Below are 25,339 nucleotides of genomic sequence, written 5' to 3'. Positions count from 1 at the left end.
GAAAATGGCCCGGGCGTCCCTATTTTTGCCGGCACGGCCCCCGCGGCCACCCAACCCATCCAGATTCGCCTGTTATCAAGAGGAGAACCATGACCGCACCGCACGAGACGATGAGCTTCCAGGCGGAAGTGAAGCAGCTGCTGCACCTGATGATCCACTCGCTGTACAGCAACAAGGAAATCTTCCTGCGCGAGCTGGTCTCGAATGCTTCGGACGCCACTGACAAGCTGCGCTTCGAGGCGATCGCGAATCCGTCCCTGCTGGAGAACGACGCCGACCTGGCGATCCGCATCGAGGCCGACGCGCAGGCGCGCACGCTGAAGATCACCGACAACGGCATCGGCATGAGCCGCGACGAGGCTATCCGCAACCTCGGCACCATCGCCCGTTCGGGCACCAAGGAGTTCTTCCAGCAGCTGTCCGGCGACCAGCAGAAGGACGCCGCGCTGATCGGCCAGTTCGGCGTGGGCTTTTACTCCGCCTTTATCGTCGCCGACAAGGTCACGGTGGAAACGCGCCGCGCCGGCCTGGGCGCCGAAGACGCGGTGCGCTGGGAAAGCACCGGCGACGGCGAGTTCACCATCGATGCCATTGCGCGCGCCGAGCGCGGCACCACCATCACGCTGCACCTGCGCGAGGGCGAGGACGATTTCCTCTCGGCATGGCGCCTGAAGAGCATTATCCAGAAGTACTCGGACCATATCTCGCTGCCGATCCGCATGCCCAAGGAAGTGTGGGACGCTGAAGCCAGCACCTACAAGCGCACCGACGAGTGGGAGAGCGTGAACCAGGCCAGCGCGCTGTGGACCCGCGCCAAGTCCGACATCACCGACGAGCAGTACACCGCCTTCTACCAGCACATCGCGCATGACAACGAGACGCCGCTGGCGTGGACCCACAACCGCGTCGAAGGCCGCAGCGAATACACCCAGCTGCTGTACATCCCGGCGCGCGCGCCGTTCGACCTGTGGGACCGCAACCACAAGGCGGGTCTCAAGCTGTACGTCAAGCGCGTCTTCATCATGGACGACGCCGAGCAGCTGTTGCCCGGCTACCTGCGCTGGGTCAAGGGCGTGGTCGATTCCGCCGACCTGCCGCTGAACGTCTCGCGCGAGCTGCTGCAGGAGAGCCGCGACGTCAAGGCGATCCGCGAAGGCTGCACCAAGCGCGTGCTGTCGATGCTGGAAGCGCTGGCCGACAGTGAAGACGAGGCCGAGCGCGCCAAGTACACGACCTTCTGGCAGCAATTCGGCCAGGCGCTCAAGGAAGGCATCGGTGAAGACCAGGCCAACCTGGAGCGCGTGGCGAAGCTGCTGCGCTTTGCCTCCACGCACAACGACACCGCCGAGCAGAACGTGGCGCTGGCCGCCTACGTCGGCCGCATGAAGGAAGGGCAGGACAAGATCTACTACGTCACGGCCGACACCTGGTCCGCCGCGAAGAACAGCCCGCACCTGGAAGTGTTCCGCAAGAAGGGCATCGAAGTGCTGCTGCTGACCGACCGCGTCGATGAATGGATGCTGTCGTTCCTGCGCGAATTCGACGGCAAGGAACTGGTTTCGGTGGCGCGCGGCGACCTGGACCTGGGCAAGCTCGCCGACGAAGCCGAAAAAGCCGAGCAGCAGAAGGCTGAAGCCGACTGGAAGGACGTGGTCGACCGCGCCAAGTCCGTGCTGGAAGGCAAGGCCAAGGACGTGCGCGTGACGCTGCGCCTGACCGCATCGGCCTCGTGCCTGGTCTCGGACGAGGGCGACATGAGCGGCTACCTGCAGCGCCTGCTCAAGCAGGCCGGCCAGAAGGCGCCGGACGCCCAGCCCATCCTCGAGCTGAACCCGGAGCACGCGCTGGTGCAGAAGCTGCGCGATCTTCCCGAGGGCGATGCCTTCAGCGACCGCGTGCAGGTGCTGTTCGACCAGGCGCTGCTGGCCGAAGGCGGCATGCTGGAAGACCCGGCGGCCTACGTGCAGCGCGTGAACAAGTTGCTGGCCTGACGGCCGCGGTTCGGCCTTGCACACCGCCGGTTGTCTCCCCTCTCACATAAATGCGAGAGGGGAGACAACACTCGCGGCCGTCTGCATAGCCCTGTTTGCCATGTCCGCCAACACGCCCCCTGCCACCGACCTCCACCAGGGCCTGCCGCCCGTCATCGACGCGCACACCCGCGTGCTGGTGCTGGGCAGCTTTCCTGGCGCCGCCTCGCTGGCCGCGCGCCAGTATTACGCCCATCCCCGCAACCAGTTCTGGCCGCTGCTGGGCGCGCTCACCGGCGAGCCGCTGCCGGAGCTGCCTTATGCCGAACGGCTGGTGCGGCTGCTGGCGCATCGCATCGGCGTATGGGACGTGCTGGGCGCGTGCCAACGCGAAGGCAGCCTCGACAGCAATATCCGCTACCCCCAGGCCAACGATTTCACGCGCCTGCGCGCACTGGCGCCGTCGCTGCGGCGCATCGGCTTCAATGGGGGCACCTCAGGCCGCTTTGCGCCCCAGTTTGCCGCGCAGGGCTACGAAACCGTGGTGCTGCCATCGTCCAGCCCGGCGCATGCGGCGCGCAACTTCGAGCAGAAGCTGGCCTTGTGGCGCGGCTTGCTGGCCTGAGCGACCGGCCGCCTTTTGCTGACGCCAGTCGCTTCTGGCATCCTGAGGCCTGTGCCGGGCCCGCCGCGCCTTTCTGTCACAATGCCGGCGGCTGGCGCGCCCGCCATGGCTTCAAAGGTGATTTCCCCTATGCGTATCTTCGGCATCAGCATCCATATCATCGTCGCACTGTTCTTTGCCGTGCACGCGGTGCGCACGCACCAGAACATGTACTGGCTGCTGATCCTGTTCCTGTTCCCCGGCCTGGGCAGCGTGGTCTATTTCTTTGCGATCTACCTGCCCGGGCTGCGCCAGTCGCGCGGCGCGCGCGCGGCGACGCGCGCCATCACGCAGCTGGTCGATCCCAACCGCGCGGTGCGCGAGGCCCGCGCGGATTTCGATCGGGCCCCGACGGTGGCGCACCGCATGCGCCTGGGCTCGGCACTGCTGGCCGCCGGTGAGCCGGCCGAGGCGCTGCAGCACTACCAGGCGGCGGCCAACGGCCCGTTCGCGACCGATCCCGCGCTGCTGCAGGGCCTGGCGCAGGCGCAGTTCGCCACCAGCGATGCGCCCGGCGCACTGGCGACGCTGGAAAAGCTGTTCGCGGCCAATCCGCACGCGCGCCAGCAGCCTGAGCCGGCCCTGCTGTACGCCCGCGCGCTGGCGGCGACCGGCGCGGCCGGCACCCGGGCGGCCTTCGAGCAGGCGCTGACCAGCGCCAGCGACGCCGCGCCGCGCTGCCTGTTTGCCGACTGGCTGGCGGCCCAGCCCGACCCGGCCGACCGCGAGCGCGCGCAACAGCTCTATGCCGATATCCTCCACGACGCCCGCCACTGGCCGCGCCACGCCCGCGACCACAACCGCGCATGGCTGCAGCGGGCGCAGGCAGCGCTGGGCAAGTAAATCCGCGTTCGCTCCCGCCGATTGCCGGCACGGGGGACGAACGCCTTTCTCGACGACATGACCCTACTGAAACGCAAATCGATTGAAGCCGTGGCCTCGCGCCGTCCAGCACGTGGCACGCGCACCCGTGGCGAGGCGCCGGACCGCGCAGAAAAACGCATGACGCCGCGCTTCGCGCCGGTGACATTCTCGGAGATGGAAGGGGTGCGCTACCTGCACTTCGGCACCGAATGGGTCCAGGGCGCGATGCGGCTGCGCAAGCCCGACGCGATCGAGCTGGAATACGCGCAGCAGATGATGGCCTGGCTGCTGTTCCTGTCGCCGTCGGTTGAAGAATTCCACGTGGTCCAGCTGGGGCTGGGCGCCGCCGCGCTGACCAAGTTCTGCCACCGCCAGTTCAGCCGCGCGCGCGTGACCGCGGTGGAGCTGAATCCCGCCGTGATCATCGCCGGTCGCAGCATGTTCGGGCTGCGCGAGGACGATGCGCGCCTGACCGTGCGCGAGCAGGACGCCTGGGACTACGTGATGGACGGCGCCCACACCGGCGCCATTGACGTGCTGCAGGTCGACCTGTACGACGCCACCGCGCGCGGCCCGGTGCTGGACACCACCGCGTTCTACCGCGCCTGCCGCCGCACGCTTAAGGCGCCGGGCGTGATGACGATCAACCTGTTCGGCGACCACGACAGCTTCCCGAAGAACATCGAACGCATCTGCGAGGCCTTCGACAACCGCGTGCTGGTGTTCCCGGAAGTGCATGACGGCAACATCATTGCGCTGGCCTTCAACGGGCCGGAGATCGATGTATCGTGGGAAGTGCTGGAAGCGCGTGCCGACGTGGTCGAGGACACCACCGGGCTGCCGGCGCGCGACTGGGTGAAGAAGCTGCGCGCGGCGAATGCGCGGCAAGACGAGCGGCTGAGGATTTAAGCGAGAACAAAAAAGGGGAGAGCGGTGTTGGGTGCGCCCAAGCCGCCCGTACTCGCCCAAGCAAGGTGTTCTCCCTCTCCCCTCATGGGGAGAGGGCCGGGGTTAGGGGTGGTTTAGCCAGGCACCAAGCCAAGCGAAGCCCTCGGTTCTAACCCACCGGCCTCAGCCTTTGAAGCGCCGCCCCTCACTACCGCCCCTCTCCCGCACGCGGGAGAGGGGAAAAAACTCAGCAGGCGGTCGCCCTCACTCCTTGTGAAAAAACTGCGCCAGCGACCACTCGTCGGTGCGCGCCTCATACTTCAGCCCTTTCTTCATCGCCCACATCGCCAGCTGGCTGTGCGACGGAATGATCGCGTGGTCGGCCAGCGCAAACTTGGCCGCCACGCGGGCGTTTTCCTCGCGCGCCTTGTCGCTGCTGACCGTGGTCAGCGACTTCTCGATCAGCTGGTCCAGCTGCGGGTTGCTGTACTTGCCCCAGTTCCAGGTGCCGTAGCCGGTCTTGGGATTGGGCGTGCCGGTGATCGAGCGCAGCGCCACATCGGCGGCGGCCGAGCCCCAGCCCAGCATCTGGAAGGCAAACTCGCCCTCGCGCGCGCGCGTGAAGTAAGCTGCCACCGGCATGGTTTCCACCCTGGTCTGGATGCCGATGCGGGTCAGCATGCTGGCGGTGGCCTGCGCCACGGCGGCGTCGTTCAGGTAGCGGTTGTTGGTGGCGTGCAGCGTCAGGCCGAAACCGTCCGGGTAGCCCGCCGCGGCCAACAGTTTCTTCGCACCCTCCGGGTCGTAGGCTTCGGGCTTGGTGCCGGGATGCCCGAAGATCTGCGGCGACACGATCGACGAGGCCGGCACCGCCAGGCCTTCCATGATGCGGCTGACGATGGCGTCGCGGTTCAGCGCCTTGCTGACCGCGGCGCGCACGCGCGCGTCCTTGAACGGGTTCTTGCCGAGCGGCTTGCCGGCCTTGTCGGTGACGAAGGGCGGGTTGTCGCGCGACTGGTCCATCTGCCAGAAGATGGCGCGCCACGACACCTGCTGCTCGATCCTGAACTTGGGATTCTGCTTCAGCTTCGCCACGTCGGCGGAGGGCACGCTCTCGATCACGTCGACGTCGCCCGCCAGCAGCGCCGCGCTGCGCGCGCCGTTGTCAGTGATGATGCGGAACACCGCGCGGTCCCACTCGGGCTTGGGGCCCCAGTAGTTGGGGTTGCGCTCCATCACGATCTCCTGGCCGCGCGCAAAGCGCACGAACTTGAACGGGCCAGTGCCGATCATGGCCTTGCCTGAATCGAAATCGGTCTGGGTCAGCGTGGCGGCGATCTTTTTCGGCATGATCGGCACGCTGTTCAGGTCATTGGCCAGGTTGGCGTAGTTGGGCACGCTCATGGTCAGGCGCACGGTCAGCGGGTCGGGCGTGTCGATGCGCGCGATCGGCTTGGTGTAGCTGGTGAACGAGCCGGGGCTGTTGGTCAGCTTCTCCGGGCGCTCCAGCGAGGCCTTGACGTCCTCGCTGGTAAACGGCGAGCCATCGTGCCACTTCACGTTCGGACGCAGCTTGATTTCCCAGGTGATGGCGTTGACTGGCTTCCACGACAACGCCAGGCCGGGGATGTAGCGGGCGTTCTTGTCCATGAACACCAGCGACTCGAAGATATGCAGGGCGATGGCGTTGTTGGGGCCCGCATTGTTCCAGTGCGGGTCCATCGAGGTGACATCGGCGGCCAGGCCGATGCGCAGGTCTTCGGCATGCGCGGCGCCGGCCGGCAGCAGCGTGAAGGCGGCGCTGCCCAGCACCAGCGCCGCGGCGGCATGGAGGACCGCGCGGCGCGCGGGGTGGGCAGGGCGGCGCGGCGGACGTTGCGGCGGCAAGGCGTGGATCGTGGTCATCGGGCGGGCTCCTCGGACGGGTCCGCGCGGGCGCGGACGGTTCGCAGACGGGTTTGTCCCGCATTGTGCCGCTAAAGTGACATGGTTGCAGGCGTTTGGCGATGCCGGGCCTTTCCCGGCAGGGCGGCCCGGTAAAATGGCGCCCATGTTTGCCAATTCCCGCACCATCGTCTCGGCGCAGTCCGATGTCCACGAACACCTGGCCGCGCGCGTCGCGCGCCACCTCGCCGAACCGTTCCGCAAGCCCATTGGCGAGCCCAGCCGGCGCGAGCTGGCCACGGCGCTGCAGCGCTGGCAGCAGGCAGGCGGCGCGCCGCTGATACTCGATGCCGGCTGCGGCGTGGGCGAAAGCACGCTGCGCCTGGCCACGCAGTTCCCGGACCACTTCGTCATCGGCGTCGACCAGTCCGAGAAGCGCCTCGCCGCCGGCAAGGACTGGTGGGGCGACGCGCCGATGCCCGCCAATTTCTGCTGGGCCCGCGCCGACCTGGTCGATGTCTGGCGGCTGCTGCAGGCGGATGCGGTGCCGGTAGCACGCCACTACGTGCTGTACCCGAACCCCTGGCCCAAGATCGGCCATCTAGGCCGGCGCTGGCAAGGGCACGCGGTGTTCCCGGCGCTGGCAGCGTGCGGCGATTACCTGGAGTGCCGCAGCAACTGGCGCATCTATATCGACGAGTTTGCGCAGGCGCTGGTGCTGGCAGGGCGACCGGCGCGGGTCGAGGCCTGGGCGCCGGCGCAGCCGATGACGCCGTTCGAGCGCAAGTACGGGGCCTCAGGCCATGGCTTGTGGCGCTGCGTCAGCGAGCGCCAGCCCGTCTGAACGCCCAATGAAAACGGCCCGCATCGCGGGCCGCTTCGCTGTCTGGCGCGCCAGTTCGCGTCAGTGGAACAGCGGCTGCTGCGTGGGCGCGTCCTCGGGCAGTTCGGCATGGACGATCTCGCCATTGCGGTCGGCGTACAGCGGCGTGCCGCAGTCTTCGCAATATTCCGGATCGAACAGCGCGGCGTGGCGGAAGATGTCCTCGACGCCGGCATTGCGCAGTTCCTCGCAGATTTGCTCGAGCGGGTTGCCCTTTTCATCGGCATCGACTTCGCCGGCTTCGCGGCCGTAGACCGGCCAGACGATGCCGTAGATCACATCCTTCTCGCCGCGCATGGTGAAGCCGACGCGGTATTCCTCGACCACCTCTTCGCCGAAGGCCGCCACCACCGCGGCCAGCTGGCCGGCGGAGATATCCAGCGTGCCACACAGGTAGTTGACGGCGGCGCGCACGGTCAGCGGGCGGATGCTCTTGTCGGACTCACGGCAGGACAGGAAGAACGCGTCCGGCAGCAGCAGCTCGAACTCGCAGCCCGGCAGCAGCAGCGCCACCGAGGGCTGCACCTGGCTGCGCCATTGTTCCAGGCAGGTCGAGCGCTCGGCGTGGTGCTCCTTGGCGTCTTCCTGCCAGCGGAACAGCGCCTGTTCACGCGGCGCCACCACCACCGCCAGCAGGTAGCGCGGGTCGGCCAGGATCGGCGCGGTCTCGGGCAGGTCGCGCAGGTCGACCTTGGGCACCACGCCGGCCAGCGCCGCCGCCGCCAGCTTGTGCGTCAGCGCGAAGGTATCGCTGTGGGTGCGCGGCAGCTGGTCGATGCTGTAAAGGTAGGGCGACAGTGACACCTTGGTGCCGTTGGCCAGCACGTGCGCCTGCAGGTGCACGGCCAGCGTCTGCGCCAGTTCCGGCTTGAGCGCGCCGGACGGGATGGCGTAGCGGGTGTGCGCCAGGATCGGGGCGGCGATCAGCAGCGCGTCATAGGGCTGGCCATCGACCTCGATGCTGGCGGATTCGGCCAGTGTCTCGGCCTGCTCGGCCAGCACGTCGGAGGCGTCCGCATTGTGCTTGAACAGGTGCTCCAGCGCCGCGTCGAGCGCGGTCTGGCTACCGTTCTTCAGCAGGCGGCCAAGGCGCTGCGAAAGCCGCCGCTCCCAGTATCCATCCTCCATGCGGCTGCCCGATGCGTCGAGAGCGAGCGCATCGGCGACCAGACGCTCGGCGTCGGGAGAGAGTCGCGGGGAAGCCTTGGGGCGAAAACCTGCCATAGAAAGAAACCGTCCGTTTTTTGCGTAAAACGGTATTCTACTCGTTGCGTTGACAGGGAGACCGCTATATGCGTGCGGTCGGTGTGAACGCTGCTGCCTGCGGGGAATTATTTCTCGGCCGGGGCGGCGGCTGCCGGGGCTGCGGGCGCAGGGCTTTCGACGCTGTGCGACTCGCCGGAAATCGACACGTCGCTGCCGCCCTTGGTCAGCAGGTAGAGGGCCGCGCCTGCGACCACGATGAAAGCGATAAGGATCTTGACCATGGTGTCTCCTGGTTCTGGGTGATGCCGGGGTCCGGCTTCCGGTCATTCGACCGCGTTGTTGTGGGACACAGTTTGGCAGCCATGGCTTGCGTGGAACTTACACGCGCCGGGCAGCGCTTCAGGTGATGCCCGGGGCGCAATCCCAATGAAAAACGCCGCCCGCTCACGTCCCGAAAGAGACGTGGCGCGGGAGGCGCCCATGGCGTGCGCTCAGGCGGCCAGCAACTGGCGCAGCACGAACGGCAGGATGCCGCCGTGGTTGTAGTAGTCGACCTCGATCGGCGTATCGATGCGCAGCAGCACCGGCACGCGCTGCACGTCGCCGTTGGCGCGCTTGATCACCAGCACCACGTCCTGTTGCGGCTTCAGCTCGCCCTCGATGCCTTCGATGTCGAAGGTCTCGTTGCCGGTGATGCCCAGCGTCTGGGCGCTGTCGGTGCCCTTGAACTGCAGCGGCAGCACACCCATGCCGACCAGGTTGGAGCGGTGGATGCGCTCGAAGCTGCGCGCAATCACGGCCTTCACGCCCAGCAGCTGGGTGCCCTTGGCCGCCCAGTCACGCGACGAGCCGGTACCGTACTCTTCGCCGCCGAACACCACCGTGGGCGTGCCCTCGGCGACATACTTCATCGCCGCGTCATAGATCGACATCTGTTCGCCGGTGGGCTGGTGGATGGTGATGCCACCTTCCACGCGCGCGCCGTCTGCCGTCGGCGGGATCATCAGGTTCTTGATGCGCACGTTGGCGAAGGTGCCGCGCATCATCACCTCATGGTTGCCGCGGCGCGAGCCGTAGCTGTTGAAGTCGGCCTTCAGCACGCCGTGCGACAGCAGGTACTTGCCTGCCGGCGAGGTGTCCTTGATCGAACCGGCCGGCGAGATGTGGTCGGTCGTCACCGAGTCGCCGAAGATGCCGAGCGCACGCGCACCGCGCACGCTGGCCGAGGCCGCCGACGGCTCCATGCTGAAGTCCTGGAAGAACGGCGGCTCGGCGATATAGGTGGATTTGGGCCAGTCGTAGACCTGGCCCTTGGTGCCCTGGATCGCGCCCCACAGCTTGCTCGGCTTCTTGACCTGCTCGTAGTTGCCCTTGAAGGTCTTGGCGTCCATCGCGAACTTCATCAGCGCGTGGATTTCTTCAGAAGTCGGCCAGATATCGCCCAGCCAGATCTCGCGGCCGCCCTTGCCCTTGCCCACCGGCTCGGTCATCAGGTCGCGCGTGACATTGCCGGCGATGGCATAGGCCACCACCAGCGGCGGCGACGCCAGGAAGTTGGCGCGGATGTTCGGGTGGATGCGGGCTTCGAAATTGCGGTTGCCCGACAGCACCGCCGCCGCCACCAGGTCATTGCTGGTGATGGCGTCGTTCAGTTCCGGCGTCAGGTCGCCGGCATTGCCGATGCAGGTGGTGCAGCCATAGGCGGTCACGCCGAAGCCCAGCTTTTCCAGGTACGGCAGCAGGCCGGCGGCCTTCAGGTATTCGGTGACCACTCGGCTGCCCGGCGCCAGCGAGGTCTTGATGTGCGGCGCCACGCTCAGGCCGGCTTCGACCGCCTTCTTGGCCAGCAGGCCGGCGCCCAGCAGCACGCTCGGGTTGGAGGTGTTGGTGCAGGAGGTGATGGCGGCGATCAGCACGTCGCCGTTGCGGACTTCGATGCCGTCGGCGGTGCGGTAGCTGCGGTCCAGCTCGGCGGCATCCTTGTTGAAGCCGTTCTCCGCCACCGGCTTGCTGAACAGCGAGGCAAAGGTGCTCTTGACGTTGCCGATCTCGATGCGGTCCTGCGGGCGCTTCGGCCCGGCCAGCGACGGCGCCACGGTGCTCAGGTCCAGCGTCACGACCTTGCTGTAGTCGATCTCGCCGGCCTGGGGAATGCCGAACATGTTCTGCGCGCGGAAATAGCCCTCGAACGCGGCGATTTCCTCGTCGGTGCGGCCGGTGCCCTGGAAATACTCGATGGTCTTCCCGTCCACCGGGAAGAAGCCCATGGTGGCGCCGTATTCGGGCGCCATGTTCCCGATGGTGGCACGGTCGGGCAGGGCCAGGCTGGCGGTGCCTTCGCCGAAGAACTCGACGAACTTGCCGACCACCTTCTCCTTGCGCAGCATCTCGGTGATGGTCAGCACCAGGTCGGTGGCGGTGACGCCTTCGCGCAGGCGGCCCTTCAGCTCCACGCCGACCACGTCCGGCGTCAGGAAGTACACCGGCTGGCCCAGCATGCCGGCCTCGGCCTCGATGCCGCCGACGCCCCAGCCGACCACGCCGATGCCATTGATCATGGTGGTGTGCGAATCGGTGCCCACCAGCGTATCGGGGTAGTAGACGCCATCCTTCTTGTGCACGCCGCGCGCCAGGTATTCCAGGTTGACCTGGTGCACGATGCCGAAGCCCGGCTGCACCACGCCGAAGGTGTCGAACGCCTGCATGCCCCACTTCATGAACTGGTAGCGCTCGTTGTTGCGCTGGAATTCCAGCTGCATGTTCAGGTCCAGCGCCTTCTTTTCGCGGAAATGGTCAACCTGCACCGAGTGGTCGACCACCAGGTCCACCGGCACCAGCGGCTCGATCTGCTTGGGGTTCTTGCCCATCTTCTCGGCGACGTTGCGCATCGCCGCCAGGTCGGCCAGCAGCGGCACGCCGGTGAAGTCCTGCAAGACCACGCGCGCCACCACGAAGGGGATCTCGTCGACGCGATCCGCGTTGGGCTTCCAGTTGGCCAACTGCCTCACGTGTTCTTCGGTGACCTTCTTGCCGTCGCAGTTGCGCAGCACCGATTCCAGCACCACGCGGATTGACACCGGCAGGCGGCCGATGTCCAGGCCCAGCGCCTCGCCCAGCTGGGGCAGCGAGTAAAACTGGCCCTTGCCGGAAGAGCCGATACTGAATTCTTTTAGCGTGTTCTTGAGGTTGTGGGGCATTGCCGTACTCCGATCGAAGGATGATGCGATGGCATTTGGCTCGGACCTGAATCGGGACCCCGATGCGCTGCCGCGGTGTTGACCGCGGTCCGAGGCCGGCAGCGCACTGCAACTGCATACTCTAACCGGCGCGCGGCGCCGCCGCCACCCCAGGCGGCATCGCGCCGGGCAAAACCCGGCGCAGGCGCCTGCCTGGCCGGGGAAGACCGCCCCGACAAGGCAAAAAAGGCGTTGGCGGCCCGCCTGCGGCCGCCAACGCCCCGCCAAGGTCTTACGGCCTGGGCGAAGTGGGTTGCTGGCCGCCTTCGGTCTGCAGCAGCGGACCGCCCGGCACCTGCGTCGGGCCGCCCGGGGGCGTGACCAGCAACGGCGTGGTTGCCGGCGCGCGCAGGCCGCCGGCCTGGGTCGGGGCCGCGGCGCCGGCCTGCATGGCGGCGCTCTGGCAATCGTCGGCCAGGCGCTGGCCCAGGTTCTTGTTGAACAGCATGGCCTTGCTCGGGATCACCACCAGGTCCAGGCCGGTGCGGGCATCGTAGTAGCGGTCGGCGCCGGTCACCGTGGGCTGGCGCGGCAACTTGTAGTCGCGGCCTTGCCAGTGCACGGTCAGGACCTCGTCACGCAGCATGTCGCCGGCGATATAGAGGCTGTTGCCCAGTTCGCACTGCCACTTTTCGCCGTTCGGCGTCACCGCCGCGGCAGCGCCGGCCGCCGCGGCCGTGCCGGCGGCGGCCTTCTTGGTCGACGCCTTCTTCTTGGTGGTGGTCTTCTTGGTCGGTTCCTGCGCCATGACGGCGGTGGCAGTGGTCAGGCTGAATGCGCCGATGCAGGCGGCAAGGACAAGATGTTTCATGTTGGGAGGGCCCTTTCGGATGCTGAAATCGATTTTTCGTCATTCGCCGCCGGCAAAGCAGGCGACGCCGGGATAATTTCCGCCGCTATTCTCTACGATTTGGCCGGGGTGGCGTAGTGCTCTGGGCTTTGGTTACATAATCGGCGCCGCTGTTGGGCCGGCTTCACTTGCGCTTGCCGATCGGCACGAACTTCAGGTTTTCGGGACCGGTGTAGTTGGCGCTGGGGCGGATGATCTTGTTGTCGATGCGTTGCTCGATGATGTGCGCGGCCCAGCCCGAGGTGCGCGCGATCACGAACAGCGGCGTGAACATCGCGGTGGGCACGCCCATCATGTGGTAGCTGACCGCGCTGAACCAGTCCAGGTTGGGGAACATCTTCTTGATGTCCCACATCACCGTTTCCAGCCGCTCGGCGATGTCGAACATCTTCATCGAGCCGGCGTCCTTCGACAGCTTCTTCGCCACTTCCTTGATCACCTGGTTGCGCGGGTCGCCGGTGGTGTACACCGGGTGGCCGAAACCGATCACGACTTCCTTGTTCTCGACGCGGCGGGTGATGTCGGCCTGGGCCTCATCGGGGTTGTCGTAGCGCTTCTGGATCTCGAACGCGACTTCGTTGGCGCCGCCGTGCTTGGGGCCGCGCAGCGCGCCGATCGCGCCGGCGATCGACGAGTACATGTCCGAACCCGTGCCGGCGATCACGCGCGCGGTGAAGGTCGACGCGTTGAACTCGTGCTCGGCGTACAGGTTGAGCGAGGTGTTCATGGCGCGCTCCCACAGCGCCGACGGCTTGTCGCCGTGCAGCAGGTGCAGGAAGTGGCCGCCGATCGATTCATCGTCGGTCTCGACTTCGATGCGCTTGCCATTGTGGCTGTAGTGGTACCAGTACAGCAGCATCGAACCGAGGCTGGCCATCAGGCGGTCGGCGATATCGCGCGCGCCCGGGGTGTTGTGGTCTTCCTTCTCCGGCAGCACCGTGCCCAGCACCGACACGCCGGTGCGCATCACGTCCATCGGGTGCGCGCTGGCGGGCACCCATTCGAGCGCGGCCTTGACGTTGGCGGGCAGGCCGCGCAGGGTCTTGAGCTTGGCCTTGTAGGCGGCCAGTTCGGACTTGGTCGGCAGCTTGCCGTGCACCAGCAGGTGGGCGATTTCCTCGAACTCGCAGGTCTCGGCGATATCGAGGATGTCATAGCCGCGGTAGTGCAGGTCATTGCCGGTGCGGCCGACGGTGCACAGCGCGGTGTTGCCGGCGGTCACGCCCGACAGGGCGACGGATTTCTTGACCCGCGGCGCCGCCGGCGCGCTCGGCGCGGCGTCGGGTGCAACGAACTTCGAGGCGGACATCCGTGTCTCCTTGGGCGCTGCCCGGAGGGGTTCTTGGTATCGGTATCGGTATCGGCTTCAGCCGAAGAACAGCGCTTCCACGGTGGCTGGCAGCGGCGTGCCGGTGGCCTGCGCGCGCTGCAGCAGCGACCAGTAATAGCGGTAGCTGGCGCGGTCGTGCAACTGGCCTTCATGGCGGATCGGCGCCCAGTTGTTCTCATGCGCCGCCAGCAGGATCTGGCTGGCCGCGCCGATCTCGTCGGCGCCCGGGCGGAACGCCGCCACGATCGGGGTTATCTGGCCCGGATGGATGCTCCACTTGCGCAGGTAGCCGAACTCGCTGCGCGCGCGCAGCGCATCGTCGCCGGCGCGCTGCGGCGCTTGCACGTCGGTGCTGACGTTGTGCGAGGGCACCTTGCCATAGCGGTGGCAGGCGGCGGAGATCTCCAGCATGGCGCGGCGCACCAGCGGGTGCTCGAACTGCTGCGGCGAGCGCATGGCTTCGCCGGGAATCGCGCCATGGTGGGCCGAGACAAAGTCCATCAGGCCGAAGCTCAGGCATTCCACTTGCACCAGTGCGGCGATATCGAAGGCCTGCTCCAGCGCCGCATGGGTTTCGATCAGCACATGGATCGGGATATGGCGGGCGATGCCGGCACTGCGCGCCACCTGGTTGACATGGTCGGTCACGCGCGCGACCTCGACCACGTCGGTGACCTTGGGCACCACCACATAGGCCAGCCTTGCGCCGGCGGCGCGCACCAGCACGTCGACATCCTGGCGCCAGCTGGGGTGGGCCGGGTCATGGATGCGCACGCCCACCCGGTTGTGGGCATTGAGCGGGCCGTTGACCAGCTGCGCGCACAGCTCAGCGTGCTCGCGCTCATGGCCCACGGCGGCGCCGTCCTCGCAGTCGAAGGTGATGTCGAAGACCGGGCCAAGCTCTTGCTGCAGGGCCAGCGATTTGCGCATCAGCTTTTCGCTACCCGCGTAATGGTCACACACCGGCAACTGGACCGGGATGGCTTCGCCCTGGAACAAGACCTCGGAAGGATGCACGTTGATTCGGAGATTGAAGTTGGCGGACAGGGCAGGGCGCAGGGCCGTTGCCTATGAAAAAACCGGGGTCCGCGCCGATTCTTGAATCGTTGCGGAACCCCGGTCTTTTTTCTGGCGCTCGGAAGATCAGCCCAGCAGATGCTGCACGCCGGCCTTTTCTTCTTCCAGTTCCTTCAGGGTGATATTGATCTTTTCCTGGCTGTAGGCGTCGATCTCCAGACCCTTGACGATCTCGTACTTGCCGTTGGCGCAGGTCACCGGGTAGCCGAACATGGTGTCGGCCGGAATGCCGTATTCGCCGTTCGACGGGATGCCCATGGTGACGACCTTGCCGTTGCTGCCCAGCACCCAGTCATGCACGTGGTCGATGGCGGCGTTGGCAGCCGAAGCCGCCGACGACAGGCCACGCGCCTCGATGATGGCAGCGCCGCGCTTGCCGACGGTCGGCAGGAACACGTCGTTGTTCCACACCGGGTCGTTGATCAGGTCCTTGACGCTCTTGCCGTCGACGGTGGCGTAGCGGTAGTCGGCGTACATGGTCGGGCTGTGGTTGCCCCACACGAACATCTTCTCGATCGACGACACCGGCTTGCCGGTCTTGGCGGCGATCTGCGACAGCGCGCGGTTGTGGTCCAGGCGCAGCATCGCGGTGAAGTTCTCGCGCGGCAGGTTCGGCGCCGACTTCATGGCGATGTAGGCGTTGGTGTTGGCCGGGTTGCCGACCACCAGCACCTTGACGTTGCGGCTCGCGACTTCGTCCAGCGCCTTGCCCTGCACCGTGAAGATCTGGGCGTTGGCTTCGAGCAGGTCCTTGCGCTCCATGCCCTTGCTGCGCGGACGCGCACCCACCAGCAGGGCCACGTCGGCGTCCTTGAAGGCCACTTTGGGGTCATCGGTGATGACCACGCCGGCCAGCAGCGGGAACGCGCAGTCTTCCAGTTCCATCACCACGCCCTTGACGGCTTGCTGGGCTTGCGGGAGGTCGAGCAGTTGGAGGATGACCGGCTGGTCTTTGCCCAGCATGTCGCCATTGGCGATGCGGAACAGCAGGGAGTAGCCGATCTGGCCAGCGGCGCCGGTCACTGCGACGCGCATTGGGGCTTTAGCCATGAGTAAATCTCCAAACGATAGAAGGGGGGATGCCGGTCGGTGGCGCGCCGGCGCCAGGATAAGGCGCGCGGTGTGTCACCGGGTGCTGGTTGTCGCCACAGCGGGGAGCGGCCGTCCGCCGGAGCCAGGTGGCGGGGCCGGTGGGGGAGAGCCACAACGGGTCATGGTGATGCAACAAAGCGTTAGTCTACTGCGAAGCGAGGCGCCATTTCCAGACCGGGCTGCTGCCTGGCCGGTACATTCCGCTATCCTGGCGGTTGCGGGAGGGCCTGGCACGGGCCGTCGCGGGCGTGGACCAGCGCGAGTGTAGGCCCGGCCTCTCGCTCATGTCAATTCATATGTCTTATATAAGACATAAGACAATTAACGTAAGGCTGGACGTCGCTCGCCCTTTTGTGGTGAAATCGCGCTATGTCCTCCCTGCCTACGTCCCTGACCGGCGCGGCCGCCCCCGGCGCGCAGGATTCTGGCGCCGCCACGCCTGGCGCCGGGACGCAGCCGCTTTCGCCGCCTGCGCCGGTTCCCGCGCCGCAGGCCGCCCCGCAATCTGGCCCTATCCCTGGTCCGCAGTCAGTGCCGTCGCCCACATTCAGCCCGCTTTACCAGCAGATCAAGGCGTTGATCACGCGCAGCCTGCAATCCGGCGAATGGAAGCCCGGCGAGATGATTCCCAGCGAAATGGAGCTGGCGTCGCGCTACAAGGTCAGCCAGGGGACGGTGCGCAAGGCCATCGACGAGCTCGCCGCCGAGAATCTGGTGGCACGCCGCCAGGGCAAGGGCACCTTCGTGACCACGCACCATGAAGACGTGGTCAAGTTCCGCTTCCTGCGCCTCGTCCCCGACGAAGGCGAACCCCATTATGGCGCCAGCCAGGTCCTGGAATGCAAGCGCCTGCGCGCCCCGGCTGAAATCGCGCGGCTGCTCGACATCCGCACCGGCGACAGCGTGGTGCAGATCCGCCGCGTGCTGAACTTCTCCGGCGAATCGACCGTGCTGGATGACATCTGGCTGCTCGGCGCCAACTTCAAGGGCCTCACCGCGGAAAAGCTGACCGAGTGGAAGGGCCCTATGTATGCGTTGTTCGAGGCCGAATTCGGTACGCGCATGATTCGCGCCTCGGAAAAAATCCGCGCGGTGCCGGCCGATGAAACGGCGGCCGAGCTGCTGTCCGTGCCGGTGGGCGCGCCGCTGCTGTCGGTCGAGCGTGTTTCCTACACCTATGGCGACCGCCCCGTGGAAGTGCGCCGCGGGCTGTACGTGACGACCAGGCACTATTACCAGAACGACCTCAGCTGAATCCGCGCCAGCTTGATATTGGTGCGCCGATTATTGTGGATACCTGCCAGCGCAATGCCGGCTGTTGCGCGACGCGGTGGTCGTGGCGTGGTGAAACGCGTCGAATGTGCGTTGTGTGCGATTGTCGGGCGGCGCTTGCCGGGGCGCGATAGCTGAAAATTATTGGTGCAGCGCGCAACAAAGGCGCTAAAATCTCATGGATTTGCCCTAGTGCATCCCGTTGCATGCAGGGCAATGGCAGTTTCGTTTCTTTGTTTACCGCTAATGGGGTCTCGCATGGCTGAAGCCGTCAAACAAGCCAGGCCGGAGTTCCGGAATATCGGTATTTCGCAGATCGCGAAATACCGGTTGCCCTGGGCCGGCAAGGTATCCATCCTGCATCGCGTAAGCGGTGCACTGATGTTCCTCCTTCTTCCCTTCGTCCTGTATCTGTTTGAGCAGAGCATCACCTCCGAACTGAGCTTCGCAAAGTTCTCGGCCCTGTTGTCCGGTGGCTTTGTCAAGCTGGTTGTGCTGGCCCTGATCTGGGGTTATCTGCATCACTTCTGCGCTGGTATCCGCTTCCTGCTGCTGGATGTGCACGTTGGTGTCTCCAAGCCCGCCTCGGCCAAGTCTGCCATCAGCGTGCTGGTTGTCAGCCTGCTGCTTACCCTGATTTTCGGCCTGAAGCTGTTCGGCCTGTTCTGAGGAGAATCAAGGTGGCAAATAACAATATCGGTCCCAAGCGTCTTGTCGTCGGTGCCCACTACGGCCTGAAAGACTGGCTCGCGCAACGCGTCACGGCTGTGGTCATGGTGGTCTTCACCGTGATCCTGGCCATTGCCTTCCTGCTGTCGAACGGCGCTTCGTATGAAGCGTGGGCAGGGCTCTTCGCCAACCAGTGGATGAAGATCATCACGTTCCTGACCATCCTGTCGCTGCTGTATCACGCCTGGATCGGCGTGCGCGACATCTGGATGGACTATGTGAAGCCGATGGCGGTGCGCCTCGTGCTGCAAGTTCTTACGATTCTGTGGCTCGTCGGTTGCGCGGGCTACGCTGCTCAGATTCTCTGGAGGGTGTAATAAATGGTCGCAGTCAAGACTGGATTGCCGCGTCGCCGCTTTGACGTGGTCATCGTCGGTGCTGGCGGCGCCGGGATGCGCGCATCCCTCCAGCTCGCGGAAGCCGGCCTGAACGTGGCCGTGCTGTCCAAGGTGTTCCCGACCCGCTCGCACACCGTGGCGGCGCAGGGCGGCATCGGCGCCTCGCTCGGCAACATGAGCGAGGACAACTGGCACTATCACTTCTACGACACCATCAAGGGCTCGGACTGGCTGGGTGACCAGGACGCCATCGAGTTCATGTGCCGTGAAGCGCCGAAGGTCGTGTACGAGCTCGAACACTTCGGCATGCCGTTCGACCGCAACCCCGACGGCACCATCTACCAGCGTCCGTTCGGCGGCCACACCGCCAACTACGGTGAAAAGCCGGTGCAGCGCGCCTGCGCCGCGGCGGACCGTACCGGCCACGCGCTGCTGCACACGCTGTACCAGCGCAACGTGCGCGCCAAGACCCACTTCTTCGTCGAATGGATGGCGCTGGACCTGATCCGCGACCAGGACGGCGACGTGCTGGGCGTGACCGCGCTGGAAATGGAAACCGGCGAGGTCTACATCCTCGAGGCCAAGACCACGCTGTTCGCGACCGGCGGTGCCGGCCGTATCTATGCCGCTTCCACCAACGCCTTCATCAACACCGGTGACGGCCTGGGCATGGCAGCGCGCGCCGGCGTGCCGCTGGAAGACATGGAGTTCTGGCAGTTCCACCCGACCGGCGTGGCCGGCGCGGGCGTGCTGATCACCGAAGGCGTGCGCGGCGAAGGCGGTATCCTGCGCAACAAGGACGGCGAGCGCTTCATGGAGCGCTACGCGCCGACGCTGAAGGACCTGGCGCCGCGCGACTTCGTCTCGCGCTCGATGGACCAGGAAATCAAGGAAGGCCGCGGCTGCGGCCCGAACGGCGACTACGTGCTGCTCGACCTGACCCACGTCGGTGCCGAGACCATCATGAAGCGCCTGCCGTCGATCCGCGAAATCGGCATGAAGTTCGCCAATGTCGACGCGATCAAGGAACCGATCCCGGTGGTCCCGACCATCCACTACCAGATGGGCGGTATCCCGACCAACTATCACGGCCAGGTCGTGGTGCCCAAGAACGGCAACCCGAACGAAGTCCTGAACGGTTTCTACGCGATCGGCGAATGCTCGTGCGTGTCGGTGCACGGCGCCAACCGCCTCGGCACCAACTCGCTGCTCGACCTGGTGGTGTTCGGCCGTGCCGCCGGCAACCACATCATCGCGCAGAACCTGAAGCAGAAGGAGCACAAGCCGCTGCCTGCCGATGCCGCCGACCTGGCGCTGTCGCGCCTGGCCAAGCTGCAAGGCACGAGCTCGGGCGAATACACGCAGGATGTCGCCAACGACATCCGCAAGAACATGCAGTCGCATGCCGGCGTGTTCCGCACCCAGAAGCTGATGGACGAAGGCGTCGAGCGCATCCTGGAAGTCTCCGAGCGTGCCAACAACATCCACCTGAAGGACAAGTCCAAGGTCTTCAACACCGCGCTGGTGGAAGCCCTGGAAGTGGCCAACCTGGTGGAAGTGGCCAAGGCCACCATGATCTCGGCGGCGGCCCGCAAGGAATCGCGCGGCGCCCACGCGCACAGCGACTTCCCCAACCGCGACGACCAGAACTGGCTCAAGCACACGCTGTTCTACAGCGAAGGCAACCGCCTCGACTACAAGCCGGTGAAGATGGAACCGCTGACGGTGGAAAGCGTGCCGCCGAAGGCCCGTACGTTCTGAGCACCGCCTCGTAGAGATAACAGGACCCACAGAAATGAAGCGTATTTTCGAAGTCTACCGCTACGATCCGGACAAGGATGCGGCGCCGCGCATGCAGACCTACGAGGTCGAGCTGGACGGCCACGAGCGCATGCTGCTGGACGCGCTGGTCAAGCTGAAGAAGCTGGACGAGACCATCTCGTTCCGCCGTTCGTGCCGCGAAGGCGTGTGCGGCTCGGACGCGATGAACATCAACGGCAAGAACGGCCTGGCCTGCCTGACCAACATGCGCGAGCTGCCGGACCGCATCGTGCTGCGTCCGCTGCCCGGCCTGCCGGTGGTGCGCGACCTGATCGTCGACATGACGAACTTCTTCAAGCAGTACAACTCGATCAAGCCGTTCCTGATCAACGACGAGCCGCCGCCCGAGAAAGAGCGCCTGCAGTCGCCGGAAGAGCGTGACGAGCTGGACGGCCTGTACGAGTGCATTCTGTGCGCCAGCTGCTCGACCTCGTGCCCGTCGTTCTGGTGGAACCCGGACAAGTTCGTCGGCCCCGCCGGCCTGCTGCAGGCTTACCGCTTCATCGCGGACAGCCGCGACCAGGCCACCAGCGAGCGCCTGGACAACCTGAACGACCCGTACCGCCTGTTCCGCTGCCACAGCATCATGAACTGCGTCGACGTGTGCCCGAAGGGTCTGAACCCGACCAAGGCCATCGGCAAGATCAAGGAGCTGATGGTCCGCCGCGCGGTGTGATCCTGCGGCTGTCTAAGCAGTAAGCGGCGCGTCAGCCAGAGCGGCTATATCTGGCGGGCGCGCCGAAAGTAGGAAGCCATGACCGAGAGTCCTGCCACCACCTTCTCCCATCAGGCCGATCCGCACAAGCGCGCCCGGTTGCGCTGGCGTGCCCGCCGCGGCCTCCTGGAGAACGACATCATCGTCGAACGTTTCTTCAACCGTTACGAGGAGAGCCTGTCCGACGAGGATGTGGCTGCGCTGAGCCAGCTGTTCGAACTCAGCGACAACGAGTTGATGGACCTGCTCCTTGCCCGCAAGGAACTGGACGGTGAGCTCGACACGCCCCCGATGCAGCGAGTCATCGCCCTGCTGCGTACGGTCTGAGTTTTGGTCAACATTATTATTCACAGCATTTGAAGGATCCGACATGACGCCGTCCGATGTGAAAGCCACGCTATCGTTCTCCGATGGTTCCCCCAGCGTTGAGCTGCCGATTTACACGGGTACGGTTGGCCCGGACGTGATCGACATTCGCAAGCTGTACGGACAAACCGGTAAGTTCACCTACGACCCCGGTTTCATGTCGACGGCTTCGTGCAATTCCAAGATCACCTATATCGACGGCGACAAGGGCGAGCTGCTGTACCGCGGCTACCCGATCGAGCAGCTGGCGCAGAAGTGCGACCACCTCGAGACCTGCTACCTGCTGCTCAAGGGCGAGCTGCCCAACGCCAAGCAGAAGGAAGAATTCGTCGGCCATGTGATGAACCACACCATGGTCCACGAGCAGCTGCAGTTCTTCATGCGCGGCTTCCGCCGCGACGCGCACCCGATGGCCGTGCTGACCGGCCTGGTCGGCGCCATGAGCGCGTTCTACCACGACGCGATGGACATCGACGATCCGCACCAGCGCGAGATCTCGGCCATCCGCCTGATCGCCAAGATGCCGACCATGGTCGCGATGGCGTACAAGTACAACATCGGCCAGCCGTACATCTACCCGCAGAACGACCTGTCCTACTCGGGCAACTTCCTGCGCATGCTGTTCGCCACGCCGTGCGCCCCGTACACCGTCAACCCGGTGCTCGAGCGCGCGCTGGACCGCATCTTCATCCTGCACGCCGACCACGAGCAGAACGCGTCAACCTCGACCGTGCGCCTGGCCGGTTCGTCGGGCACCAACCCGTTCGCAGCCATCGCCGCCGGCGTCGCCTGCCTGTGGGGCCCGGCCCACGGCGGCGCCAACGAAGCCGCGCTGAAGATGCTGGAAGAGATCGGCAGCGTCGACAACATCCCCGAGTTCATCAAGCAGGTCAAGGACAAGAACTCGGGCGTGCGCCTGATGGGCTTTGGCCACCGCGTGTACAAGAACTACGATCCGCGCGCCAAGCTGATGCGCGAAACCTGCCATGAAGTGCTGAACGAACTGGGCCTGCACAACGACCCGCTGTTCAAGCTGGCCATGGAGCTGGAAAAGATCGCTCTGGAAGACGAGTACTTCGTCAGCCGCAAGCTGTACCCGAACGTCGACTTCTACTCGGGTATCGTGCAGCGCGCGCTGGGCATCCCGACCTCGCTGTTCACCTGCATCTTCGCGCTGGCCCGCACCCCGGGCTGGATCTCGCAGTGGGAAGAGATGATCACCGATCCGGAGTACAAGATCGGCCGTCCGCGCCAGCTGTTCGTCGGCGCCGCCACCCGCGACGTGCCGGACGTGGCCAAGCGCTGAGCTTGCCCTCCGCTGCGCAGTGCAGCAATTGCAGACGCCCCGGCCCGCCGGGGCGTTTGTCTTTGTGGGCCGGGCGCACTTGTGCACTGCGGCGCAAGCAAGCGCAGGAAATTGCACCTTGAATGGTCTGGCGCGCAATTCATGGACGATTGTGTCGCGTTTTCCCAAATTCGTTCCGCATTTATTGTGCGATAGTCGCGTACGGCAGGAAATTTGACCCTATAATGCGGGCTGCTTTGCCGACGGCAGCCGGGCCACCCTTCCGGCATGCGGTGCGGCAAGCGGGGCAGGCGAATCGCTTGCGCAATAGAGAACGCATCAAACGTTGTCTTTCCGAACCTTGGTCCCCATACCTCAGCGGGACTGACACATGCCGGGCCCCGCATACGCTGTCTCTCCCTTGCAGGCCCGTCTTCCGCGTCTCGGGCGTCTTTATTCGTAGTCCGCGGGTGTTGTTCGATTGCGCAGGTCACACCGTTTCTGCCCGGTTGACCCAAACATAAATCGAGGAGCTCCTGATGACGCTGTCCCGTCTTACGTCCATCTCGCTGGCCGCCATGCTGGCCACCTTTGGCGTCGCTGCCAACGCCGAAACCGTGAAGATCGCCATTGCCGGCCCGATGAGTGGCTCGGTGGCGCAGTATGGCGACATGGTCAAGGCCGGTGCGCTGACCGCCATCGAACAGATCAATGCCGCTGGCGGCGCCGGCGGCAACAAGTTCGAAGTGGTGATGATGGACGACGCCTGCGAGCCCAAGCAGGCCGTGGCGGTGGCCAACAAGATCGTCAGCCAGAACATCAAGTACGTGATCGGCCACGTCTGCTCGGGCTCGACCATCCCGGCCTCGGACATCTACGAGAACGAAGGCATCGTGATGGTCACGCCGTCGGCCACCGCGCCGCAACTGACCGAGACCAAGAAGCGCAAGTTCATCTTCCGCACCATCGGCCGCGACGACCAGCAAGGGCCGGCCGCTGCCCAGTACATCATCGGCAAGGTCAAGCCGAAGAAGGTCGCCGTGCTGCACGACAAGCAGTCGTACGGCCAGGGCATCGCCAGCTCGGTGAAGAAGGACCTGGAAGCTGCCAAGATTCCGGTGGCTGTGTTCGAAGGCATCAACGCCGGCGACTCCGACTACTCGGCCGTGATTACCAAGCTCAAGTCGCAAGGCGTGGACTTCGTCTATTTCGGCGGCTACCACCCGGAAATGGGCCTGCTGCTGCGCCAGGCACGCGAGCAGGGCGTGAAGGCCGCGTTCATGGGACCCGAGGGCGTCGGCAACAAGGACGTGACCGCGATCGCCGGCCCGTCGTCGGAAGGCATGCTGGTGACGCTGCCGGCCGACTTCTCCGCCGACCCGGCCAACGCCGCGCTGGTGAAGGCCTTTGCCGACAAGAAGCGTGACCCCAACGGTCCGTTCCAGATGCCGGCCTACGCCGCCGTCAAGATCATCGGCGATGCCATCGCCGGCGCCAAGAGCACCGATCCCACCAAGGTCGCGGCGTACATGCACAAGAACGCCTTCACGACCCCGATCGGCAAGGTCGAGTACGACGACAAGGGCGACCTGAAGTCCTTCAAGTTCGTGGTCTACACCTGGCACAAGGACGCCAGCAAGAGCGCCGCGAACTAAGGCGCTTCATATCCCGACGGGTTGCCCCCTCTCCCGCTTGCGGGAGAGGGGGCAGGGGGTGAGGGCAGGCGGGTCAAAAGCTGACGGCTGTGGGTTAAAACCGTCGGCTCCGCTCGATGTGGCGCCTCGCCAGACCACCCCCCACCCCGGCCCTCTCCCCATGAGGGGAGAGGGAGAACACCTTGCTTTGGCAAGTTCGAATGGCTTTGGTGCATCGTGCCGAGGCCAGTTCCGGCGCCTACGAGGCTTCCCCCATGAATGAATTCCTTCCACAGTTCACCCAGCAGCTGGTCAACGGCCTGACGCTGGGTGCGATCTATGCCCTGATCGCCATCGGCTACACAATGGTCTACGGCATCATCGGCATGATCAATTTCGCGCACGGCGAGATTTACATGATCGGCGCCTATGTCGGCCTGGTCACGCTCACCGCCATCGGCGCCCAGGCAGGCTACCCGCTGCCGCTGGTGCTGGGCGCCGCGTTGCTGGTCTCGGTGCTGGTCACCGGCGTCTACGGCTATGCGGTCGAGCGGGTGGCATACCGGCCCTTGCGCGGCGGGCCGCGGCTGGTGCCGCTGATCTCCGCGATCGGCATGTCGATCTTCCTGCAGAACTATGTCCAGATCGGGCAGGGCGCGCGCGACGTGTCGGTGCCGGTGCTGATCTCGGGCGCCATCGAGTTCCAGATGGGCGGCGACTTCACCGTCACGGTGCCGTACTCGCGCCTGCTGATCGTCGGCGTGACGCTGGCGCTGATGGTGGCGCTGACGCTGTTCATCGGCCGCTCGCGCATGGGCCGCGCCTGCCGCGCCTGCGCCGAGGACATGCGCATGGCCAACCTGCTGGGCATCGACACCAACAAGGTGATCTCGTTCACCTTCGTGCTGGGCGCGATGCTGGCGGCGGTGGGCGGCGTGCTGATCGGGCTGACCATCGGCAAGCTCAATCCCTTCATCGGCTTCATCGCCGGCATCAAGGCCTTTACCGCGGCGGTGCTGGGCGGCATCGGCAGCATCCCGGGCGCGATGCTCGGCGGCGTGCTGCTGGGCCTGGCGGAAACCTTCGCCTCGGGCTACATGCCGGCCGAATACAAGGACGTGGTCGCATTCAGCCTGCTGGTGCTGGTGCTGCTGTTCCGTCCGACCGGGCTGCTGGGCAAGCCCGATGTCGAAAAGGTCTGAGGGAGGCGAGACATGACCAACCAAGTTTCTGCG

At 65.6% G+C, this 25,339-nt stretch carries 22 protein-coding genes; 14 read left to right on the top strand and 8 right to left on the bottom strand.

The genetic code is table 11. The features are described from left to right. The first annotated feature begins 89 nt into the window (after positions 1–89). The 4 genes from htpG to ACOCMH_RS27905 all read left to right on the top strand — a co-directional run bounded on the left by htpG (position 90) and on the right by ACOCMH_RS27905 (position 4,407). Positions 90–1,991 carry a molecular chaperone HtpG gene (gene htpG, locus ACOCMH_RS27920; RefSeq protein WP_427310465.1) on the top strand — a complete coding sequence of 634 codons (1,902 nt, stop codon included), beginning with the start codon at positions 90–92 and terminating at the stop codon, positions 1,989–1,991. A 100-nt stretch (positions 1,992–2,091) separates the two neighbouring features. Continuing rightward, a complete protein-coding gene (locus ACOCMH_RS27915; protein WP_427310464.1) occupies positions 2,092–2,595 on the top strand; it encodes a DNA-deoxyinosine glycosylase in 504 nt (167 codons plus the stop codon). Between the two features lie 129 nt (positions 2,596–2,724). Beyond that, on the top strand, positions 2,725–3,477 hold the full coding sequence (locus ACOCMH_RS27910) for a hypothetical protein (protein ID WP_427310462.1): 753 nt from the start codon (positions 2,725–2,727) through the stop codon (positions 3,475–3,477). Between the two features lie 57 nt (positions 3,478–3,534). Further along, the gene (locus tag ACOCMH_RS27905) at positions 3,535–4,407 is read left to right on the top strand and encodes a spermidine synthase (RefSeq protein ID WP_427310460.1); all 873 of its coding nucleotides are present in this window, start codon (positions 3,535–3,537) and stop codon (positions 4,405–4,407) included. A gap of 243 nt (positions 4,408–4,650) precedes the next feature. On the opposite strand, the gene ACOCMH_RS27900 is transcribed toward ACOCMH_RS27905, so the two are convergent. Further along, positions 4,651–6,291, bottom strand: a complete 1,641-nt coding sequence (locus ACOCMH_RS27900) for an ABC transporter substrate-binding protein (RefSeq protein WP_427310458.1) — start codon at positions 6,289–6,291, stop codon at positions 4,651–4,653. Positions 6,292–6,427: 136 nt separating this feature from the next. On the opposite strand from ACOCMH_RS27900, the gene trmB reads away from it, so the two are divergent. After that, positions 6,428–7,114, top strand: a complete 687-nt coding sequence (gene trmB / locus ACOCMH_RS27895) for a tRNA (guanine(46)-N(7))-methyltransferase TrmB (protein WP_427310456.1) — start codon at positions 6,428–6,430, stop codon at positions 7,112–7,114. 60 nt (positions 7,115–7,174) lie between these two features. Here trmB and ACOCMH_RS27890 read toward each other — a convergent pair whose 3' ends face one another. The 7 genes from ACOCMH_RS27890 to ACOCMH_RS27860 all read right to left on the bottom strand — a co-directional run bounded on the left by ACOCMH_RS27890 (position 7,175) and on the right by ACOCMH_RS27860 (position 15,902). Next, positions 7,175–8,377 (bottom strand): DUF2863 family protein, encoded by a 1,203-nt coding sequence (locus ACOCMH_RS27890; RefSeq protein WP_427310454.1) that lies wholly within the window; start codon positions 8,375–8,377, stop codon positions 7,175–7,177. Positions 8,378–8,484: 107 nt separating this feature from the next. Next, complete coding sequence (locus tag ACOCMH_RS27885; protein ID WP_427310453.1) at positions 8,485–8,640, bottom strand: hypothetical protein; 156 nt, start codon at positions 8,638–8,640, stop codon at positions 8,485–8,487. Positions 8,641–8,850: 210 nt separating this feature from the next. After that, the gene (gene acnA / locus ACOCMH_RS27880) at positions 8,851–11,556 is read right to left on the bottom strand and encodes an aconitate hydratase AcnA (protein WP_427310452.1); all 2,706 of its coding nucleotides are present in this window, start codon (positions 11,554–11,556) and stop codon (positions 8,851–8,853) included. A 271-nt stretch (positions 11,557–11,827) separates the two neighbouring features. Further along, positions 11,828–12,406, bottom strand: coding sequence for a hypothetical protein (locus ACOCMH_RS27875; protein ID WP_427310451.1), 579 nt, complete (start codon positions 12,404–12,406; stop codon positions 11,828–11,830). Between the two features lie 163 nt (positions 12,407–12,569). Further along, the gene (prpC, locus tag ACOCMH_RS27870; RefSeq protein ID WP_427310449.1) at positions 12,570–13,754 is read right to left on the bottom strand and encodes a bifunctional 2-methylcitrate synthase/citrate synthase; all 1,185 of its coding nucleotides are present in this window, start codon (positions 13,752–13,754) and stop codon (positions 12,570–12,572) included. 57 nt (positions 13,755–13,811) lie between these two features. After that, the gene (locus ACOCMH_RS27865; protein ID WP_427310447.1) at positions 13,812–14,792 is read right to left on the bottom strand and encodes an HpcH/HpaI aldolase/citrate lyase family protein; all 981 of its coding nucleotides are present in this window, start codon (positions 14,790–14,792) and stop codon (positions 13,812–13,814) included. Between the two features lie 126 nt (positions 14,793–14,918). Next, on the bottom strand, positions 14,919–15,902 hold the full coding sequence (locus ACOCMH_RS27860) for a malate dehydrogenase (RefSeq protein WP_427310445.1): 984 nt from the start codon (positions 15,900–15,902) through the stop codon (positions 14,919–14,921). 411 nt (positions 15,903–16,313) lie between these two features. On the opposite strand from ACOCMH_RS27860, the gene ACOCMH_RS27855 reads away from it, so the two are divergent. From ACOCMH_RS27855 to livH, 9 genes are all read left to right on the top strand, one after another. Continuing rightward, on the top strand, positions 16,314–17,198 hold the full coding sequence (locus ACOCMH_RS27855; RefSeq protein ID WP_427310443.1) for a GntR family transcriptional regulator: 885 nt from the start codon (positions 16,314–16,316) through the stop codon (positions 17,196–17,198). A 276-nt stretch (positions 17,199–17,474) separates the two neighbouring features. Further along, positions 17,475–17,885 carry a succinate dehydrogenase, cytochrome b556 subunit gene (gene sdhC / locus ACOCMH_RS27850; protein ID WP_012353373.1) on the top strand — a complete coding sequence of 137 codons (411 nt, stop codon included), beginning with the start codon at positions 17,475–17,477 and terminating at the stop codon, positions 17,883–17,885. Between the two features lie 11 nt (positions 17,886–17,896). Beyond that, positions 17,897–18,262 carry a succinate dehydrogenase, hydrophobic membrane anchor protein gene (gene sdhD / locus ACOCMH_RS27845; protein ID WP_012353372.1) on the top strand — a complete coding sequence of 122 codons (366 nt, stop codon included), beginning with the start codon at positions 17,897–17,899 and terminating at the stop codon, positions 18,260–18,262. 3 nt (positions 18,263–18,265) lie between these two features. Further along, entirely contained in the window at positions 18,266–20,044 is a 1,779-nt protein-coding gene (sdhA, locus tag ACOCMH_RS27840) for a succinate dehydrogenase flavoprotein subunit (protein WP_171517829.1), read from the top strand. Positions 20,045–20,078: 34 nt separating this feature from the next. Further along, positions 20,079–20,780 (top strand): succinate dehydrogenase iron-sulfur subunit, encoded by a 702-nt coding sequence (locus ACOCMH_RS27835; RefSeq protein WP_011298473.1) that lies wholly within the window; start codon positions 20,079–20,081, stop codon positions 20,778–20,780. Between the two features lie 78 nt (positions 20,781–20,858). Next, positions 20,859–21,146: a succinate dehydrogenase assembly factor 2 gene (locus tag ACOCMH_RS27830; protein WP_012353370.1), complete on the top strand. Its 288-nt coding sequence runs from the start codon at positions 20,859–20,861 to the stop codon at positions 21,144–21,146. Between the two features lie 43 nt (positions 21,147–21,189). Then, positions 21,190–22,491: a citrate synthase gene (gene gltA, locus ACOCMH_RS27825; protein ID WP_171517827.1), complete on the top strand. Its 1,302-nt coding sequence runs from the start codon at positions 21,190–21,192 to the stop codon at positions 22,489–22,491. Between the two features lie 518 nt (positions 22,492–23,009). After that, the gene (locus ACOCMH_RS27820) at positions 23,010–24,125 is read left to right on the top strand and encodes a branched-chain amino acid ABC transporter substrate-binding protein (RefSeq protein WP_427310441.1); all 1,116 of its coding nucleotides are present in this window, start codon (positions 23,010–23,012) and stop codon (positions 24,123–24,125) included. Between the two features lie 254 nt (positions 24,126–24,379). Further along, the gene (gene livH / locus ACOCMH_RS27815) at positions 24,380–25,306 is read left to right on the top strand and encodes a high-affinity branched-chain amino acid ABC transporter permease LivH (RefSeq protein ID WP_018005204.1); all 927 of its coding nucleotides are present in this window, start codon (positions 24,380–24,382) and stop codon (positions 25,304–25,306) included. Positions 25,307–25,339: the final 33 nt, after the last annotated feature.

The organism is Cupriavidus sp. H39 (assembly GCF_050271075.1).
In the GTDB taxonomy this organism is placed as follows: domain Bacteria; phylum Pseudomonadota; class Gammaproteobacteria; order Burkholderiales; family Burkholderiaceae; genus Cupriavidus; species Cupriavidus necator_B.
The sequence above is the reverse complement of the archived record's forward strand: the minus strand, read 5'-3'. Positions and strand labels throughout refer to the sequence as shown.